Raw genomic sequence first — 14,389 nt, 5'->3', positions numbered from 1 at the left:
GTCCACGATCTGAACGGGGGCGTGCGCACGTGCCCGACGAGGCTGACGTTGTGGGACGAGTCGGACGACGACGCCGTCCGACTCGCGCAGAAAAGCCCGTCTCGTGGAGGGGCGCGCAACGGGATACGGAGTATGCGGTGAGCGTCCGCCGTCCGACTCGCACCGAGATGCCGGATTCGACGCTTGGCGCCTCCGCCCGGGAGGACCCGATTGGAGATCGCGTTGCTCAGCATGAGGACGCGGACTGGCGCCCCGCCCGGGAGAGCCCGACGTCCAACGGCAAGCCGATGCTCGTCGTCGAGTGCTGCCGCCCCCGCCCGGGAGGACCCGATACGCTGAGCCGGTGAGTACCGATCGCGCCGAGCGCCCTGCATTGAACCTGCGCCTGTACGACTCCGCCGCCCGCGCCGTCGTCCCCCTGGCGCCCACAGTCGTCCCCGGGACGGTCACGATCTACCTGTGCGGCGCCACCGTCCAGGGCGCGCCCCACATCGGGCACATGCGCTCGGCCATCGTCTTCGACGTGCTGCGGCGCTGGCTCGAACGGTGCGGCCAGAGGGTCCTCCTCATCCGCAACGTCACCGACATCGATGACAAGATCCTCGCCAAGTCCGCCGCCGCCGAGCCCCCCGTGCCCTGGTGGGCATGGGCCCAGCGCCATGAGCGCGAGTTCGACGCAGCCTACCGGGCACTGGGCGTGGCTCCGCCCACGTACGAGCCGCGCGCCACCGGCCACATCCCGGAGATGATCGATCTGGTCGGCCGCCTGCTGGACTCCGGGCACGCCTACGTCGGGGAGCGCGGCAACGTCTACTACGACGTGCGCTCCCTGCCCGACTACGGCTCGCTGACCAACCAGCGCGTCGAGGACCTGGCCACCACCGAGGACGAGTCCCAGCTGGACGACGACGTCGAGGCCGACAAGCGCGATCCGCGCGACTTCGCCCTGTGGAAGACCGCCAAGCCCGCCGAGCCGGACGACGCCGCCTGGGACGCCCCCTGGGGCCGGGGCCGGCCCGGCTGGCACCTGGAGTGCTCTGCCATGTCCCGGCGGTACCTGGGGGAGGCGTTCGACATCCACGGAGGCGGCATCGACCTGCGCTTCCCCCACCACGAGAACGAGCAGGCCCAGTCCCACGGCGCGGGCTGGGGCTTCGCCCGCCACTGGGTCCACAACGCCTGGGTCACCATCAAGGGCGAGAAGATGAGCAAGTCGCTGGGCAACTCCCTGACCGTGGCCGAGCTGCTCAAGACGTACGACCCCGCCGTCCTGCGCCTGGCCCTGGGCACCATCCACCACCGCTCCACCGTGGAGTTCTCCGACGAGACCCTCGCCGAGGCCGCCGCCCTGTGGGAGCGCCTGAGCGGCGCCGTCCTGCGCGCCCGGGAGGTGGTCGATGATCCCGGTCGTGCTGATGCCTCCGGCGCCTCCGACGCCGCAGCCGTCGCGGTGGACGCCTCCGCCGAGGAGGTCCGCGCCCGGGCCCTGCCGGCCGAGTACGCGGCCGCCATGGATGATGACCTGGGCCTGGCCGGGGCCATGGCTGTCGTCCACGCCACCCTGAAGCGGCTCAACACCGCGCTCGCTGCTCCCTCCCCGGAGCGCGGCGCCGTCGCCGATGCCGCGCTGGACCTGCGCTCCCAGCTCGACGTCCTGGGCCTGGACCCCCTCGCCGAGCCCTGGCGCTCCCGGGTCCTCGGCGGCTCGGGCGTCGGGAGCGACTCCGCCATGGACGCGCTCGACCACCTCGTCGCCGCCCTGCTCGACCAGCGGGCCGAGGCCCGCGCCGCCAGGGACTGGCCCCGTGCCGACGCCCTGCGCGACGAGCTGACCGCGGCCGGCGTCGTCGTCGAGGACTCTCCCGCCGGCGCCCGCTGGCACCTCGCCTGAGCGCAGCTGAAAGGACCACCCATGCCCGGAAACGAGCAGTACCCCGGAGCCAGGCGCCGTACCTCCAAGAAGGGCCCCACCAGGGGCTCCGGCGGCAAGCGCCGTCGGGGGCTGGAGGGGCGCGGCCCCACGCCCAAGGCGGAGGACCGCGTCGGCCACCCCAGGGCGCGGGCGAAGGCGCGCGCCGAGGCTCGCGCCGCCCAGCCCACGCATGCCAAGCGGTTGGAGCAGGCCAGGGCCCGCATCGGCGTGCCCGCGGACCATGAGATCGTGTGCGGTCGCAACGCGGTCGCCGAGGCCGCCCGCGCGGGCGTCCCGATCACGCGGGTGTTCATGATCGCCTCCGCGGCCTCCTCCGGCGCCGACGAGCGCCTCGGCGCCGTCGTCCGGCGTGCGACCCTCCTGGGCGCTCCAGTGGTGGAGGTCACCAAGCTCGATCTGGAGGCCCTCACCGACGCCGCCCACCAGGGCGTGGCCATCGAGGTGCCCGCCTACGAGTACGCCGATGCCCTCGACCTGCTGGACCGCGCCCGCGGCACCGGCCGCACGCCGCTGCTGGTCGCGCTGGACCACGTCACCGACCCGCACAATCTCGGGGCGGTCCTGCGCAGCGCAGGGGCCTTCGGGGCCGACGGCGTCCTCATTCCCGAGCGGCGGTCGGCCGGGGTCAACGTCACCGTGTGGAAGGTCTCGGCCGGGGCGGCGGCCCGGGTTCCGGTGGCCCGCGAGACGAATCTCGTGCGCACCCTGACGACCCTGAAGAAGAGGGGCTGCTTCGTCGTCGGACTCGATAGCGGCGGGGACACGGTGCTCGAGGACCTCACGCTCGCCGACGCCCCGCTCGTCGTGGTCACCGGGGCCGAGGGCGCGGGCCTGACCCGCCTCGTGCGCGAGACCTGCGACGTCATCGCCTCCATTCCGATCTCCCGCGCCGTCGAGTCGCTCAACGCCGCGGTGGCCACCGGCGTCGGCCTCTACGAGATCGGCCGCCTGCGCCGCGCCGCCCGGGCCATGTCCGAGGAGGCGCAGCGGGCGTCGGGGCGGGCCGCCGCAGAGGCGTGAGGCCGTGATCAGAGCGTCAGGGCCACCGGGGCGCACCGGCTCGACGCCGGTCGAGCGCCCAGGGCTGACCAGCGTGCCCGTTGCTGACACAATGGGCGTCGGACCCGTACTCCCATCACCGGGCCGACCGCGGCGCGGCCGGCCCCAGCCGGCTAGGAGGCCGCCATGGCTCAGGACACCGCACAGCGCTGGAACCGCACCGAAGGCGTGCTCATCGCTCCGGGCACCCAGCCGGAGGCGGTCGCCGGCCGCCTCTCCGCGGATCGGGTCGTCGCCCGTCTCGAGTGGTACCCCTCCAGCCCCCATCTGCTGTCGATGACGCTCATGGCCGACGCGGACGGCCGTGTCGCCGTCACCCCGCCCGCGCGCGGGGGAGTCGTCGCCGGACTCGGCGTCAGCGAACTCGCCGAGTCCCTGGCCCGCGAGTTCGGGGCGGACGTGACCATCGGCCCCGCCGCCTTCAACGCGCTGCCGGACGACGTCGTCCTTCCCGAGGTCCCGGGCGGCCCCGGGGCGACCACCTGCACGCTCGTGGTCTCCCCGCTGAGCGCCTACACGGTGCCCCTGCAGGCCACGCTGCTGGAGCGCCCGCTCGTCGTGGCCTCCCTGCCCGGCCTGGACCGCCGGATCGTCATGTACACCGGCGACGGCGCGGGGCTGGGGACCTTCGGCTGGGACGAGGAGTCCCTGCCCGTCCTCGTTCTGACTGTCGACGAGCGCGACGTCACCGCTCGTGCCATTCCCACCGGGGAGAGCGAGGACGACGCCGTCTTCTCCTGGAGCATGACCTCGCGCTACGTGTGGGGCGGGGTCGATGAACCGGGTCCGGCGCTGCGAGCGCTGGTCGATGAGCTCCTCAGCGACTCGACCGACGCCTCCGTCATCGCCTCGACCGTGCCGGGCGCCGACGTCGAGGCCGCTGCGGCCGCCTTCGAGACGCCGGGCCTGGACGGCATGATCTCCCTGACTCGCGCCCTGGGCCTGCCCGACTGGGTGGAGTCCGTCCTGGCCCGGCGTCTCGCGCCCGCGGAGGTGCCCGGCGCCGTCGTTCACGAGCCCCGCGGCCTGTCCAACGCGGTGGGGCGCAGCGTCGGCATGCTTCTGCGGGACCCCTCCACCCCGGGCTCCGCCTTCTGGCAGTCCTACGTCCGCACTGTCACCGACATGCCCTGGGCCGTGCGCGGCGCGGCGATCCTCGAGGCGGGACTGGGCGGGGCGCTGGTGGGCGTCGCGGTGCGCCGTCACCACAGGAACGGCCGTCTGCCCGGCGGCCTGCTGGGCGTGGGCATCGTGCTCATGGCGGACGCGATCGCCGAGACCTCGCTGGCCTCCTGGACGCGCCACCGCGAGTTGCGACGCCGCGCCGACGAGGAGATGGCGCTGGTCGCCGAGGAGCTCGGCGCCTGAGGCGGGCTCGCAGGGCGTCCGCGGCCGCCGAGCGGCGGGAACCGGGCGTTCGTGACGGGCGGCCGCGGCTCCGCGGGCGGCCTTCGCTCACTCCCCCTTGAACTTCATGCCGGCGGTGAAGCCCATGGGATTGAGCTCGTAGGCCATGGCCATCTCCTCGTCGCGGGCGGCGAACTCCTCGTCGTCGTTGACGACGGGCTCGTCCTCCTCCCCGTCGAAGATCGCGGCCATCTCCTGGGTGTCGCCGAGCGAGAGATAGGACTCCTCGTCCCAGTGCTGGGGCAGGACGTTGTCGATGTAGTCGGCGAGTACCTCCTCGGTGGTGACGTCGCGCTGCTGGGCCTCGGACATGTACCAGCGGTGCTCGAGCACCTCGTGGAAGATCTCCGCCGGCTCGAGCTTGCGGCGCAGCTCCATCGGCACGGCCGCGATCGTCGGCTCGAAGACGTTCGTGAGCCAGGCGTGGGCCACCTGCTCGATGGGCTCGTCCTGGCGGCCGGTGTAGGCTCGGTAGGCCTCCAGGTCGTTGAGCATGCGCTGCCCCTGCCGCTCCTGGACGTCCAATCCGGTGAGGCGCATGACCTGGCGGTGGTAGTGGCCGGCATCGACGACCTTGGGCTGGATGACCATGCGTGTGCCCGAGCCGTCGGCCTGCGTCTTCATCATGAGCTCGCCGACGTCGAACCCCAGTTTGTTGAGGCGCTCGATGCGCTGGCGCACGCGCCACCGCTCGCCCATGTCGAAGGTCTCCTTGCCCGTGAGCACCTCCCACAAGTCGGTGTATCGCGTCACAATGCGATCCCCGACCTCGATGGTGTCGACACTGGGCTCCAGCAGTGCGCCGGCCTGGAGGTCCATGAGCTCGCCGATGATGTTCGTACGGGCGATGTCGATGTCGTACAGGCGCTTGCCCTCCGTCAGGCCCTCCGTGTGGAGCTCTCCGGTCTCGGCGTCGACCAGGTAGGCGGCGAAAGCGCCCGCGTCGCGTCGGAAGAGCGTGTTGGACAGCGAGACGTCCCCCCAGTAGAAGCCGAGCAGATGCAGGCGCACGAGCAGGACGGCCAGGGCGTCGATCAGGCGCGTCGCCGTCTCGGGGCGCATGTACTGGCTGAACAGGGCGCGGTAGGGCAGGGAGTAGGACAGGTGCTCGGTGACGAGGACGGAGTTCAGGGCGCTCCCGGACAGGTCCGCCCGCTCCGTGATGACGGCGGTGGGCGTGACGCAGGGCGCTCCCAGGCGCACGAGGTTGCGGAGCAACTCGTACTCGCGGTAGGCGACCGACTCGCCGATCTCCTTGACGGCGATGACTCGCTCGGAGAGGTTGACGAAGCGAACGATGTGCCGGGACAGGCCGCGGGGCAGGGCCGCGAGGACCTCGGGCGGCCACGTCTCCAGCGGGATCTCCCAGGGCAGGTCGAGTAGCGCGGGGTCGATCGTGGCCGCGGTGATCTGCATGGACTGGGGCATGGGGCGATTCTCTCAGGAAACGGCCTCGACGGCGCGGTGACCGCCGGAGCGGCGGTGGAGCGGGGACCGGCGGGGCCTCGCATGCGAGCGAGGGGACCGAACCGAGAGGAGAGGCGGGCCGACGAGCGCGGGTTCCCGCACGCGAGCGGCGGGGGCGCCCGCGCGGTTCGGGCGACTCGGACGACGCAGGTTCATCCGCGTGGGCCGACGAGCGCGGGCCGCCCCGGTGCGCACCGGGGCGGCCCGCGGGGCCTCGGGCGATCCGAACGCCGGGCGGTCGGGCCCTCGGCCGGACATCGTACGGTCGAGTGGTCAGGCTCTCCGCCGGACCGGGCCCCTACCGGATACTCGGATGCCCGGGCAACCGATTCTCAGACGGGCAGGCGCTCGCCCGTCGAGGCCGAGAAGATGTGCTCCTCGCCGGGCTTGATGCGCACGTAGACCGTCTCGCCGGGCTCGGGCGCGGTGCGCGGGGGGACGCGGACGATGATCTGGCTGGAGTCCTCGCCGGAGCCCAGCTTCTCCTCCGAGTCCTCGGCGCCGACGAGCTCGCCGTAGATGTAGGCGTCGCTCCCCAGCTCCTCCACGAAGGACAGGCGCACCGGGATGGAGTGCTCGTCCTCGGCGGAGACGACCTCGAGGGACTCGGGGCGGAACCCGATGGTGACCTTGCCGCCGTCCTCGGGCTTGATGGCGTCGACGGTGGCGCTGGACAGCTGGATCTTGGCGGCGCCGAGGGTGGCGACGTCGCCCTCGACCGCGAAGCGGCCCAGGTTCATGGCGGGCGAACCGATGAAGCCGGCGACGAAGTCGTTGGCGGGCTTGTCGTACATCTCGCGCGGGGTGCCGACCTGCTGGAGGATGCCGTCCTTGAGGACCGCGATGCGGTCGCCCATGGTCAGGGCCTCGGTCTGGTCGTGGGTGACGTAGACCGTCGTGACGCCCAGCGAGCGCTGGAGGGAGGCGATCTGCGTGCGGGTCTGGACGCGCAGCTTGGCGTCGAGGTTCGACAGCGGCTCGTCCATGAGGAAGACCTTGGGCTTGCGCACGATCGCGCGCCCCATGGCGACGCGCTGGCGCTGCCCGCCGGAGAGGGCCTTCGGCTTGCGGTCCAGGTACTCGGTCAGGCCGAGGATCTTGGCGGCCTCCTTGACTCGCTTGTCGATCTCGGCCTTGGGAGTGCCTGCGATCTTGAGAGCGAAGCCCATATTGTCGTGCACGCTCATGTGCGGGTAGAGGGCGTAGTTCTGGAAGACCATGGCGATGTCGCGGTCCTTGGGCTGGACATCGGTGACGTCCTTGTCTCCGATGAGAATGCGGCCGGAATTGACGTCCTCAAGGCCGGCGAGCATGCGCAAGGAGGTCGATTTGCCGCAGCCGGAGGGGCCGACGAGGACGAGGAACTCGCCGTCGGCGATCTCAAGATCGAGGGCATCCACGCTCGGGCGGTCATTGCCCGGGTAGATGCGGGTGGCGTGATCGAAAGTCACTGTTGCCATGAGCTTGGGTATCCCTTCACCGGCAGGTACGTGCCGGACGATCCGTAGTGAAAGGTGCCGATGCGTGTCCGCACTGACACATGCGCCCGGTCGGGCGACCAGGGGCGGAACTCATGCTGTCACATGATCAAGCCGATCAGGTAGGTTTGCGGCGATCGGAGTCGCTTCCGGGGCGGTGAAGCCCCTCACATGCCGTGCTGGGATGGAGGGTACCGGTACTGTGTCGTCATGACGCAGAACCCGGATGCGGGGGCAGGCACCCCGATCTCCTTGGCGGGACTCCGTGCCGGCACGGACGTCGGAGGCTATCGACTGCTCCGGCGGCTGGGAGCCGGCGGCATGGGCGTGGTCTGGGAGGTCGCCGACGGCGAGGGCAACCACGTCGCCATGAAGATCCTCCACCCCCAGATCGCCGCGGACCCCATGGCGCGGCGTCGGCTGGATCGCGAGGCCTCGGTCCTGGCGCGCGTCAAGGACTCCCGCGTCGCCCGCATCCTCGACATCGAGACCGGCGACGGCGCCGACGGCAGCGGCGTCACCTTCGTCATCACCGAGCTCGTCGACGGGCCCACTCTTCAGCACGAGGTCGATCACGAGGGCGCCTACGACCTGTCCACCGACGCGCGCGACCTCTCCGATCTGGCCCACGGGCTGGTCGACTCGCTGTCCGCCGTCCACGCCGCGGGCGTGATCCATCGAGACCTCAAACCGTCCAACGTGATGCTCGGGGCGCAGGGCCCGGTCCTCATCGACTTCGGCATCGCCCAGGTCGCCGACGACGTCCGCCTGACCCAGACCGGTCAGGTGACCGGCACCCCCGGTTTCATCCCGCCGGAGATGCTCGACGGCGACGAGCCCAGCCCCGGTGTCGACTGGTACGCCTGCGCCGGTGTGCTCCTCTTCGCGGTCACCGGTCGCGCGCCCTTCGGCTCAGGGCCCTGGCAGGCGGTCTTCCGGCGCGTCTACGCCGGCACTCCGGAGCTCGGCACGCTTGAGGACGACTGCCCCGCGCTCGGACGCGCCTTTACGGCCGCGCTCGCTCCGGAGGCCGCCGACCGGCTCGGCATCGACGACCTGCTGCGGGTCCTCGACGATATCGCCGATGGCGGAACGGGGGAGGAGGTGATCGAGGAGATCCTCGGGGAGGACGAGCCCTCCGAGGCCGACACGGCCACCGGCACCTATGCGCCCGGCTACGGAGTCATGGCCGTGCAGCAGCCCTCCGGGTACGGCAGCGGGCCCAGTGCCTCCTCCGCGGGAACGGGCCCGAGGCCCGGCATCCCCTCCGGCGGGTACGGGGGCGGCCCGGCCCCCGTCGGTACGGGGAGGCCCGGCGCATACGGATACCTCGGCGCCTCCGCGAGCGGCGCCCCGGGATCGGCGTCGTCGTCAATGCCGTCAGCTCCCTCGGTGCCGTCGGTGCCACCGACGTCGGGCGCTGCCGGTGCCGTTGGCGCGCCGCCCCGCTTCCCGCCGAATGACGGTCGTCCGGGCCCGGCGACGCCGCAGGCCGGGATGCGGATGGCCGGTGCGCCGGCCGCCTACGCGCCGGGCTCCGGTACGGGTCCGCAGCAGGTCCGGTTCGGCCCGCCCCAGTCCGGTCCGGCTCAATCCGCACCGACGCCGTCCGGCCCGGCGCGCCCCACCCCTCGGATGCACAGTCCCGCCCTCCCGGCGACGAAGGCCGCGCCGTCTCCGTCACCGGCGCTGGCGCCGACTCCCGCGCCGCAGGCGTCGCAGCCCGCCCGGCCCACCGGCGTCCAGCCCGCCGTCTCCGCGGCGCCGAGCGCATCGTTGCCGCAGTGGGCGAGCGAGCCGCGTCGCCACCCGATCGTGGTCTTCTCCCTGTTCGCACTCCTGGTGGCGCTGTCCGCGTGCATTCCCGTCTGGGTGGCGATCGTCTTCGCCATCGCCCTGCTCGTGGCGGGAACCGTGGGGCGCGCCGATGACGCTCGACGATGGCGCCGGCTGGAGGCCGGCCACGCCTCCGCGGGGGACACCGCGCGCATGTGGGCCGGGATGCCCTGGTACCTGCTGCGTTCGCTCGTGGCCAACGTGTTCACGGCCATCCCGGCCCTTCTGGTGACCGCCATCGTCTTCCTGGCGGGCAGGCCGTTGACCGGGACGGACTCGCAGGACGTGACTGTCCTGACGAGCTGGTCGGACTACCACCGCCTGGGGCTGCTCCTGTACGCCATGGCGGTGGTGCTGCTGCTCGTCGCCTGGTTCGTCCCGTGGGGAACGCCGACGCGGCGCGGCGCCGCGCGAATGATCGGGGCCGCCCTGGGCGACGGGTCCGGGCTCGTCTTCGGTACGGCCTTCCTGCTCGCGCTCGCCCTCGGTCTGTTCATCCTCCACACGATGGGAGCCCTCCCCGTCTACGGTTTGTAGGCTCTCCCGCCGTTCCCCCACCCGCTGGCGGCATCCTCCACCCCCTCATCTCCATCGTCTCGGCCGAGGGCGTGAGGCAGGCCGCAGCGATCGCACGGTGCTTATCGTCGGGTCGCCAGGCAGAATGACCGTGTCATGTCTGAGGACCCGTTGTCGGTGGGCTGTTGAGCCTCTCCGAGCATGGCGGTCCTGTGCCGATCTGAGGAGTTCTCCGTGGCCTCGAACACCCCCCGTCCGACCAAGGCCGAGCGTCGCGAGGCCGCCCGTGCCAAGGCGCAGGCGCTCCGCGAGGAGCAGGAGCGGCGCGAACGCCGTGCGAAGGTCACGCGTCGCGCTCTGCTCGGGGCGGGTGCGGTGGTCGTCGTCGGGGGCGGCGCCGGGCTCGTGATCGCCAGCCGTATGCGGGGGAAGCGGCAGTCCAACGGCACGATCGCCCAGGGCAAGGCGAACCGTGAGGGAGTCCCCGGCCTCGTGCTGTCCGACGGCGCCTGGACCTACGGCAGGGATTCGACCATCGACACCATCAATGATGATGCCGCTGTGCTCGATGTCTTCTTCGACTACGCCTGCCCCCACTGCGCGGAATTCGACAGTCTTCACGCCGACGAGATATCCACGCTTCTCGACGGCGGCAAGATCACTCTCGTTCTGCACCCCTGCAAGATCCTCAGGCAGGACTGGACGGATCTGGTGATGAACGCCCTGGGCCTGGTCATCGACGAGGCTCCGGATCGAGCGCTGGCCTTCCACAATGAGGCTTTCGCAGAGTACCTCTCGATCGCCCAGAGCGGTGACGCCTCGCGGCTGACGGTCGAGACCGTCGTCTCCATCGCCGAGAAGGCGGGGGTGAGCGAGGACGTGACCGCGCGGCTCAAGGACACGATCGTCGGCAGGGTGTACGACCCGTGGGTCTCGCTCGGGAACGAAACCTTCCAGAGCCGTGGCCTGACGGGGACCCCGACCGTGATGCTCAGGGGCGAGACGCTCGACCTCAATCAGACGAACACGGCCGACGGGCTGACGAAGCTCATCGGGTAGCGCGCCGAGCCGCGTCGGCGATCGGGCCCGGCCGGTTTCGGGCCTTCGGGCCGGTGCGCGCTCAGGACGGTCCGGGATCGGGTGAGGGCCGTCCGAGCTCGTCGGCCAGCCGGTCGACCCTGTAGGCTCGGGCGTGCATGCCGTGTTAGCTCAGTTGGTAGAGCAGCTGTCTTGTAAACAGCAGGTCATCGGTTCGAGTCCGATACGCGGCTCCAGGAAGACGGCGGAATCGCGACCAGTCGTGCGAGTCCCCCGGTGCTGGTCGGTTCTCCGGGCGCATTGAGAATGGCGCGTGGGATGGTATGCGTCTCCGGGGGCCTATGCGGTGTGTCGAGCGGCTGCGGATAGTTCCGTCGTTGGTTGCGGGTCGTGGGGAGGGCTTGACGCCCGGATGCGGCCCTCGCTCACCCGCCGCAGCGCCTCGTTGCGGGTCGTGGGGAGGGCTTGACGACTGGCCCCGGATGCGGCCCTCGCTCTGGTTGACCTGGCGGGCCGGGTCCGGGTCGAAACCAGTGAGAGCATGCTCAGCGCCGCGGTGTCCTCCTCCGAGGTGCTGATGGCGCGCAGGGTGGGGGGCATGGTGCGGGCGGCGCCGGCGATGACGGCTGCGTCCTTCGCATCGGTCTTGGCGCTGTCCGGTGCCGGGTCGGCGGTGCGGCGCATCGACAGTTCGGGCGGGTAGCCCATGGTGATGCCCATGTCCTGGGCCACCGCCAGAGCCAGTGCCCCTGGTGATGGCGGGCTGATCGACCACCACCAGCGGGCTCCCGTGGTCGGCCGGCTTGTCGTATCGGCCGGCTTGTCGTAAAGGGCGCGCGGACGCGCCTCGTCGTCGGGCAGGGCCTTGTCGAGGGCCTTCCTACCGGCCCGGGTCGGGGCCGTGGCCCGGTGCTCGCTCCTTGCCGACGCCGGAGCGATGAAGACGTCGATGCCCTCGATATCCATCCTTGTGCCGCCTCTCGCTCAAGTGGGTGAGGGCCAGCCGGCGGACGGAGCGGTCCCGCACCCGCGTCTGCGAAAGACCTCTCGAGCGGCTTCACGTCCGCGCGCCGCTGCCAGCCCCGCACCCGCGTGAAAGACCTCTGCCGTTTTGTAGCGGGTCGTTCCCCTTATCAGCGGTCACCAGCGACCGGCTGCCACGGGTGACTTTCGCCTCTCAGCGTGGCGCTGGCCCGAACCTCACTCGTCCTGTCACCAGCGACCGGCTGCCACGGGTGACTTTCGCCTCCCGGATCATCTACGGACAGGGGCAAGACTTCCGTGCCCATGGCAGTCGGCCCGGCCCCCGGCACCTACCACCGGGAACCACCAACAAGGTAACGGGCACGCCGCTTCGTCGCCGTGCGCCATCGGCCCTGCGCGGTCGTACGTAAAGCCGCGCGGTCGTACGTAATCCGGCGCGGTCGTACCCCCGGCGCTCCCGGTCGTACGCAACTCCCCGTGGTCGTACCTTAGAACCCCTCTAAGGTGCGACCGCGCGTCCCCGGGTGCGACCGCGCGTCCCCGGGTGCGACCGCGCGTCCCCGGGTGCGACCGCGCGCTCCCGGGTGCGACCGCGCGCTCCCGGGTGCGACCGCGCGTCCCCGGGTGCGACCGCGCGCTCCCGGGTACGACCGCGCGCTCCCGGGTACGACCGCGCGCCTTCGGGTACGACCGCGCGTCCCCGGGTACGACCACGCGGGGCTTTCGCGACGATCCGGCGTTGGACGGCCCGGCCCGCCGTGGCCTCCCGCCGCGAGTCCAGCGGTTCCAGCCCACCGACAGCTCCAGCCCTATGGGCGGCTCCACCGCGTCGCCCCGTGCTCGTGATCGCGTCGTCGGTCGTGCCCAGGGCAGGAGGGGTCGAGGCCGGCCTCCCCGCAGCACCTGCCAAGGTCGGCTCCTCGCTCCCGGGGCGGAGGGCGGCGGGCCATCCCCCGTGCCAGGGGCACCGGCGTCGGCTCCTCGCGCCCGAGGCGGAGGGAGGTGACCGACGTCCTGGAGCGCCACCCGCCCGCGTCGTCGGTGGTGTCCGGGGCAGAGGGATGGAGGGTAAGGTGCACCTTATAGATATCAGGATCATCTGCTGCAAGGAGTTCGCCCGTGACCAGTCGCTGGGACATCTACGACGCCCTCATCGACGACCTGCCGGAGGATGTGACCGTCACCGTCTCTGATCGCGGCACCCGGTGGACCCGGGTCGTCAATTCCGCCAATGGCATAGGTTCGGCCTGGTCGATGCGAGTCGCGAGCCGCCCGGCGCTCTCCGCCGACCTCCCGGACGAGGGCCGCGCCATTCGTGATGTCGCGGCCCTGGTGAGGAGCTGGAACCTCGCCGAGGCGAGCGTCGGGCTGGCGGCGATCAACTCGTGGTACTCCCTGGCCGAGGTCGCCGCCCGGAACGGATTCGTGCCCACCGGTGCGGGACTGACCTGGCGCGAGGTCTTCGATCCCTACGCCGATTCTGTGGAGGGCAAGGTCGTCGCGATCATCGGGCACTTCCCCTTCGCGCGCGGCGTGCTGTGGAAGGCCGCCGACCTCCAGATCCTCGAGCGCTTCCCCGAGCCGGGCGACTACCCGGACACCGCCTGCGAGTACCTGCTGCCCGATGCCGACTACGTCTTCATCTCCTCGTCGAGCTTCGTCAACAAGACGACTCCCCGACTCCTCGACCTGGCGATCGGCGGCGGGGCGCACACTGTGCTCGTGGGCCCCTCCACGCCCATGCACCCGCTCCTGCTCGACCTGGGAGTGGACACCGTCACCGGGTACGTTCCCGACCCGGAGGTCGGGAGGGCCGACGTCATCGAGTCCCTGTCCCCCACCGGTCGGATCGGCCCGGGCACCCGCATGCATCAGCACAGCGCGGCATGACGCCCCTCCCGGGCGCGAGCGCGTCGACCTCAGGGCAGGCGCCAGTCCACGGGCTCCGCGCCCATTCGGGACAGCTCGTCATTGGCCCGGCTGAAGGGTCTGGACCCGAAGAAGCCGCGCGAGGCGCTCAACGGCGAGGGGTGCGGCGAGGCGATGATCGGCGTGGTGCCGAGCATCGGGGTCAGCGACTGCGCCGGCCGGCCCCACAGGATCGCGACGAGGGGCTCCGGGCGCTCGACCAGCGCCTCGATCGCCCGCTGGGTCACCGCCTCCCAGCCCCAGCCGCGATGGGAGGCGGGTGCGCCGGGGCGCACCGTCAGGACCCGATTGAGAAGCATGACCCCCTGGCGGGACCACGGTGTGAGGTCCCCCGACGTCGGCCGATCCACGCCCAGGTCGTCGACCAGCTCGGCGAAGATGTTCTCCAGGCTGCGTGGGGGCTTGACCCCGGGCTGCACCGAGAAGCTCAGCCCCATCGGGTGCCCGGGAGTGGGGTAGGGGTCCTGCCCCACGACGAGGACCTTGACCTCCTGCATCGGGTAGGTGAAGGCGCGCAGCACATCGGTGCCGGCCGGCAGGTACCCGTGTCCGGCCGAGACCTCCTGGCGCAGGCGGGCGCCGATCTCGTGGATGGTCTGCTCGACGGGCGCCAGGGGCTCGACCCATGAGGGATGGACGATCTCGGACAATGGCCTGGGACTGCTCATCCTGCAACCCTATCCGCAGCCCGTGCGTCCGGGCCCCTCGAGGTCTTTTGCGTTCCCATGGGCTCTCATGAGTG

At 71.5% G+C, this 14,389-nt stretch carries 10 protein-coding genes and 1 tRNA gene; 7 read left to right on the top strand and 4 right to left on the bottom strand.

Features of this window, described 5'->3' with window-relative positions:
• Positions 1–343: 343 nt before the first annotated feature.
• The 3 genes from cysS to G448_RS0106010 all read left to right on the top strand — a co-directional run bounded on the left by cysS (position 344) and on the right by G448_RS0106010 (position 4,360).
• A complete protein-coding gene (cysS, locus tag G448_RS0106020; RefSeq protein WP_026407267.1) occupies positions 344–1,891 on the top strand; it encodes a cysteine--tRNA ligase in 1,548 nt (515 codons plus the stop codon).
• Between the two features lie 21 nt (positions 1,892–1,912).
• A complete protein-coding gene (rlmB, locus tag G448_RS0106015; protein ID WP_026407266.1) occupies positions 1,913–2,953 on the top strand; it encodes a 23S rRNA (guanosine(2251)-2'-O)-methyltransferase RlmB in 1,041 nt (346 codons plus the stop codon).
• A gap of 165 nt (positions 2,954–3,118) precedes the next feature.
• The gene (locus G448_RS0106010; protein WP_026407265.1) at positions 3,119–4,360 is read left to right on the top strand and encodes a hypothetical protein; all 1,242 of its coding nucleotides are present in this window, start codon (positions 3,119–3,121) and stop codon (positions 4,358–4,360) included.
• An 87-nt stretch (positions 4,361–4,447) separates the two neighbouring features.
• Here G448_RS0106010 and G448_RS0106005 read toward each other — a convergent pair whose 3' ends face one another.
• Both G448_RS0106005 and G448_RS0106000 read right to left on the bottom strand, forming a co-directional pair.
• Positions 4,448–5,827, bottom strand: a complete 1,380-nt coding sequence (locus tag G448_RS0106005; RefSeq protein WP_026407264.1) for a DUF4032 domain-containing protein — start codon at positions 5,825–5,827, stop codon at positions 4,448–4,450.
• 371 nt (positions 5,828–6,198) lie between these two features.
• Positions 6,199–7,326, bottom strand: a complete 1,128-nt coding sequence (locus G448_RS0106000) for an ABC transporter ATP-binding protein (protein ID WP_026407263.1) — start codon at positions 7,324–7,326, stop codon at positions 6,199–6,201.
• Between the two features lie 228 nt (positions 7,327–7,554).
• On the opposite strand from G448_RS0106000, the gene G448_RS0105995 reads away from it, so the two are divergent.
• From G448_RS0105995 to G448_RS0105985, 3 genes are all read left to right on the top strand, one after another.
• On the top strand, positions 7,555–9,717 hold the full coding sequence (locus G448_RS0105995) for a serine/threonine-protein kinase (protein ID WP_026407262.1): 2,163 nt from the start codon (positions 7,555–7,557) through the stop codon (positions 9,715–9,717).
• Between the two features lie 213 nt (positions 9,718–9,930).
• Positions 9,931–10,755: a DsbA family protein gene (locus G448_RS0105990; RefSeq protein ID WP_026407261.1), complete on the top strand. Its 825-nt coding sequence runs from the start codon at positions 9,931–9,933 to the stop codon at positions 10,753–10,755.
• 139 nt (positions 10,756–10,894) lie between these two features.
• Positions 10,895–10,970: transfer RNA gene (locus G448_RS0105985), tRNA-Thr, on the top strand.
• Positions 10,971–11,073: 103 nt separating this feature from the next.
• Here G448_RS0105985 and G448_RS17415 read toward each other — a convergent pair.
• On the bottom strand, positions 11,074–11,700 hold the full coding sequence (locus G448_RS17415; protein ID WP_084436387.1) for an IS110 family transposase: 627 nt from the start codon (positions 11,698–11,700) through the stop codon (positions 11,074–11,076).
• 1,137 nt (positions 11,701–12,837) lie between these two features.
• On the opposite strand from G448_RS17415, the gene G448_RS0105975 reads away from it, so the two are divergent.
• Complete coding sequence (locus G448_RS0105975; RefSeq protein ID WP_026407260.1) at positions 12,838–13,608, top strand: Rossmann-like domain-containing protein; 771 nt, start codon at positions 12,838–12,840, stop codon at positions 13,606–13,608.
• Between the two features lie 29 nt (positions 13,609–13,637).
• Here the strand turns inward: G448_RS0105975 and G448_RS0105970 are convergent, their stop codons facing one another.
• Positions 13,638–14,315 (bottom strand): uracil-DNA glycosylase, encoded by a 678-nt coding sequence (locus tag G448_RS0105970; protein ID WP_026407259.1) that lies wholly within the window; start codon positions 14,313–14,315, stop codon positions 13,638–13,640.
• Between the last annotated feature and the right edge of the window lie 74 nt (positions 14,316–14,389).

The organism is Actinomyces gerencseriae DSM 6844 (assembly GCF_000429265.1).
GTDB classification, from domain to species: Bacteria; Actinomycetota; Actinomycetes; order Actinomycetales; family Actinomycetaceae; genus Actinomyces; species Actinomyces gerencseriae.
This window is presented reverse-complemented; position numbering and strand designations above follow the sequence as displayed.